This is a genomic window from Pseudomonas sp. SST3 (assembly GCF_003325755.1).
The window spans coordinates 1-4,497 of the sequence record NZ_QORI02000112.1 but is presented as its reverse complement, the minus strand read 5'-3'; the positions used below and the strand labels follow the sequence as shown (position 1 = coordinate 4,497).

At 60.3% G+C, this 4,497-nt stretch carries 3 protein-coding genes and 2 pseudogenes; 1 reads left to right on the top strand and 4 read right to left on the bottom strand.

Annotated elements, in window-relative coordinates; genetic code table 11:
• The 3 genes and pseudogenes from DQ405_RS24570 to DQ405_RS24560 form a co-directional block, all read right to left on the bottom strand.
• Positions 1-327: pseudogene (locus DQ405_RS24570) on the bottom strand (cardiolipin synthase ClsB); the annotation flags it as partial.
• Positions 324-1,101: pseudogene (locus DQ405_RS24565) on the bottom strand (endonuclease/exonuclease/phosphatase family protein). The pseudogenes DQ405_RS24565 and DQ405_RS24570, both read right to left, overlap by 4 nt.
• Entirely contained in the window at positions 1,098-2,024 is a 927-nt protein-coding gene (locus DQ405_RS24560) for a DUF72 domain-containing protein (RefSeq protein WP_102666613.1), read from the bottom strand. Before DQ405_RS24560 ends, DQ405_RS24565 begins: the two are co-directional and overlap by 4 nt.
• A 187-nt stretch (positions 2,025-2,211) precedes the next feature.
• Between DQ405_RS24560 and DQ405_RS24555 the strand changes: the two genes are divergently transcribed.
• Positions 2,212-4,305, top strand: coding sequence for a mechanosensitive ion channel family protein (locus tag DQ405_RS24555; protein ID WP_019818870.1), 2,094 nt, complete (start codon positions 2,212-2,214; stop codon positions 4,303-4,305).
• Between the two features lie 11 nt (positions 4,306-4,316).
• On the opposite strand, the gene DQ405_RS24550 is transcribed toward DQ405_RS24555, so the two are convergent.
• A partial coding sequence (locus DQ405_RS24550; protein ID WP_168426374.1) for a hypothetical protein occupies positions 4,317-4,497 on the bottom strand: 181 nt, incomplete at its 5' end.

Here is a 4,497-nt window from a genome sequence, read left to right as displayed (position 1 = left end):
GCTTCGGCCAACTCCTGCAGGAAGCCCGGGCTCAGCTCGCCGCAACCAAAACCGTCGARGCTGACCACTCACCTTTACCCCACGCTTGGCCGCCTCGATGAGGATGCTGTGCAGCTCAAAGCCGACCTTGTCTTCAAAGAGGATGAAGGTCTCCAGCAGGATCTCGCGCTCTGCCGCCCGCAAAGCCTCGAACACAGCGGGAAAGTACGCCTCGCCGTTCTCCAGCAACGCCACCTGGTTGCTGCTCTGCCAGCCGTAATCCAGATCCCGCGCTTTGCTGTCATCTGGCGGTTGGTCTGTGGCGATATGGTCTACCGCGACGTTCATAGCTCAACCTCCACCGACAGCGGCACATGGTCTGAGAGATGGGACCAAGGGCGAGTGGTGAGTACGCGCGGGTTGTGCACCGTCAAGTTACGCACATAAATGCGGTCCAGCGGCAGCAACGGCAGGCGTGCCGGGAAGGTGCGCGCCGGTTTGCCAAGGGTGTGCATGAACACTTCCTGCAAACCGCTTTGGCTCAGGTCGGCTTTTTGCCGCCAGTCGTTGAAATCGCCAGCGACCACCAACGGCGCATCGGCCGGAATCTCGCTGATACGTTGTTCCAGCAAGCGCAATTGTTGTTGGCGATGCACCTCGCGCAAGCCCAGGTGGATGCAGATCGCGTGCACCTGCTGGCCGCCGCCCGGCAGGCGCAACACGCAATGCAGCAGGCCGCGGTTTTCATGGCCGCTTTGCGAAATGTCGAGGTTGTCGTAGCGGATGATCTGGAATTTTGACAGCAGTGCATTGCCATGGTCGCCATGGGGGTACACCGCATTGCGCCCATAGGCAAACTGCGGCCAGATGCTGTCGGCCAGGAACTCATACTGCGGCATTTTTGGCCAGTCGCTGTAGCGCTGGGGATGGCGTTCGTGAGTGCCATGGATCTCCTGCAAGAACACCATGTCGGCGCCCACGCTGCGCACCGCTTCACGCAGTTCGGGCAAGATGAAGCGGCGATTCAGTGCGGTGAAACCCTTGTGGATATTGACCGTCAGCGACCGTGAAACGGGTGATGGCGGTGGTCGGCGGGGTGGGGATCAGCTCTGGATGCGTCATGGCAATACTCCTGGTTCCGGCAGTCGGCCAGGCTCGGTGAGCAGGTGTTCGTCCAGTCCGAAGCGTTGCAGCAATTGGCGTGCATCGAAGGGGGCGCGAACTTTGATGTCGTTGTCGAAAAAGCAGAACACGTCACGGTGTTTACGCCTGCGGGGTGTGTGGTGCGGGTCGACCAGGTGTGCATCGGCAGGTTGCTTGCCCTGGGCCCAGCGCTCAATGCGGTCACCCCAGCGCTGGAGCGCTTCGGCGCTATAACCGCTGGCGTATAACTGCTTGTCGCCGTGCAAGCGCAGGTACATGAAGTTGGCGGTCACGTCTTCCATGTACGGCCACTTGCCTGCGGTGTCCGCGACCACCAGGGCCACTCCGTGTTTATCCAGCATCTGGATGAACTCCGGTACGGCAAAACTCATGTTGCGAATCTCCACGGCATGGCGCAAAGGTTTCTTGGCATAGGCCTTCATGCTCGCCTTGCCGTTCAGGCGTGGCTCATGCTGGCGGGCGAGGGCCGCCGCCTGTTGGGTATCGGTGGGTAATTGGGCCAGGAAGGTTTCGAACAGCGTGGCGTCAAATTTGAAGCTGGGCGGAAACTGCCAGAGGATGGGGCCGAGTTTTTCTTTGAGTTCCAGCACCCCGGAAGCGAAGAAGTTCGCCATCGGCTTGTGCACGTCCCGCAGGCGCAGGATATGCGTGATGAAACGGGGCGCCTTGACACTGAACAGGAAACCTTCGGGCGTATCGGCATACCACTCGGCGTAGCGCTTGGGGGTCTGCAGCGCGTAGAACGAGCCGTTGATTTCGATGCTGTTGACGGCGCGTGACGCAAACTGCAACTCGCGTTTCTGGGTCAGCCCTTCGGGGTAAAAGTCCCCGCGCCAGGGCGTGTAGCGCCAGCCGGAAATGCCGATGTGAATCGCCGCCATGTTTACTCCCGTGGATGGTGGGTGAGGTGACCTCCGTTATGGGATGACTGCGCTGTTTGGCTGAAAGTTTCCATATTCCTACAGGCGGTACAGGGGGGAAATGTGGGAGGGGCATTGCAAACGCAGGGAACGATAAGGGCCCAAGCTCGTCAGTTCCTTACAGACCCTGCTGAAGGAGCTTGCTGTTTTGCTGAATCCAAAGACTGCATTACTGCTCGTCGCGCTGCTGCTCTGCGGCAATGGCGCCCTGCAAGCCGCGGCAACGGCGCCCGCTGCCGAAACGCCGGCCAAGCCGGAACTGCTGGTAGAAGGCGGGCTGCTCGGGGCCATCAGTTCAAGCATCGACGACGTGCAGAACAAGCTCGACCTCGACCAGAACCTCATCGACGCCTGGCGCCTGCGTGCTGATCGCGCCGCGGACGAAGTAGGGCGCCTGGTAGACCAGACAGCCGCACGCTCGCCGTGGAGCGTGGCGGGCGATTTCCTGCTGTTGTCTGGGGTGTGGGTCGGTGCCTTTGCGGTCTTGACGATACTTGGGCGCCTGGTTGTGCAACGCTCGAGCCGCCGCCCATTCCTCGCGCGGCGCCAACGGCTGCAAGGCTTGCTGGGCTATGTAGTGCCCTACACGATTCCAGCGCTGATCTGCCTGCCGCTGACCCTTTATGTCAGTCACTTTTTACCCACGTCTGTCGGCCGAGCCCTGGCACTGTGTTTTGCCTACGCCACCAGTAGTGGCATCTTTTCCACCTCGCTGTTGCTGTGCGTCATTGTCATGTTCAACGTCGGCCACAAGCGGCCTGCCGTGCGGATCATTCGTGACTATTGCCCCAAGCCTCTATTCCTGATCGGCTTTCTCGCGGCCCTCAGTGATGCACTGACCAGCCCGCAAATCGCTCGTCAGTTGGGCGGCAATATCACCAGCAGCATCGCCGTGTTTACCGGCCTGTTTGCCGCGGTCATCTTTGGCGTACTGGTGGTACGCCTGCGTCGGCCGGTGGCCCATTTGATCCGCAACCGGCCACTGGCCCAGCGCCTCAAACATCCAGCATTGCAACAGTCGCTGCGGGTGTTTTCCGGGCTCTGGTACTGGCCGATTCTGTTGATGGTGCTGGTGTCGGCGGTCAACCTGATTGGTGCCGGTGACGACAACCAAGAGGCCCTGCGCTGCGCGTTGCTCACCACCTTGTTACTGATCGGCACGGTGTTTCTCAGCACCGTGCTGCAACACCTGTTCAAGTCCCGCAGCCAGGTATCGATCCAACGCAGCAGCGCCTACAAGGAACGCTTTCTGAGTTTGCTGCACGCGATTTTGCGTATCGTCATGGCCATCGCGTTTATCGAGATACTCGGGCGTATCTGGGGCGTTTCGCTGTTCGAATTCGCCCAGCGCAACTCGGTGGGCCGGGCCATCAGTGATTCCCTCAGCAGTATCGGCCTGATCCTGTTGGTGACATGGCTGTTCTGGGTGGTGCTCGACACCGCGATTCAGGAAGCCCTCAAACCACCGGTGAATAAACGCTCCAGTCGCCAGCCCAGCACCCGGGTCAAAACCATCCTGCCGCTGCTGCGCAATGCAGTGAAGATCATCCTGGTGGTGATCTGCGCGATTACCACCATGGCCAACCTGGGCATCAATGTCGCGCCTTTGCTGGCGGGCGCCGGGGTGGTGGGACTGGCGATCGGTTTCGGTTCCCAGCAATTGGTGCAGGACGTGATTACTGGCCTGTTCATCATCATCGAAGACACCCTGTCCATCGGCGATTGGGTGGTGCTCGACTCTGGTCACGCCGGCACCGTGGAGGGCCTGACCATCCGCACCCTGCGCCTGCGTGACGGCAAGGGGTTTGTGCATTCGGTGCCGTTCGGGCAGATCAAGGCGGTCACCAACCAGTCGCGTCAATTCGCCTATGCCTTCTTCTCAGTGCAGTTCACTTACGACACCGACGTGGACAGGGCCGTGGAGCTGATCCGCGAGGCCGGCCAGTCGATCCGCGACGACGTGTTCCTCAAGTACAACCTGCAAGGGCCGCTTGAAGTATTTGGCGTGGACAAGATGGACCTCAATGGCGTGGTGCTCACCGCGCAGTTCCGCACGGTTTCGGGTGGCCAATACGCAGTCAGCCGGGCGTTTAATCAGCGCTTGAAAAAGCTTGTGGATAACTGTGATGAGGTGCATTTTGCGCAAACTTATCCACAGCAGGTGTTGTTGCCTAAGCGTGTGGCGCAGGAGCATGAGCAGGATGCGGTGGTGTTGACGGAGCAGCCCAGGTCTCAATCATGAGGCCCTCAAGGTCAGCGCCTGATCAACTTCTGCTGCACCGCCTGCTGATCCACCTCCAACAAAACCTGCTGCTTGCCCCCTACCATCACCGCCGCCGGCACCCCATCACGGTACACAACCCGGTTACCGCTTACCGCTGGCACCTTGGCTCCCGGCAACAGCGTGCCGACAAGATTCAACGGATCCGCCCCA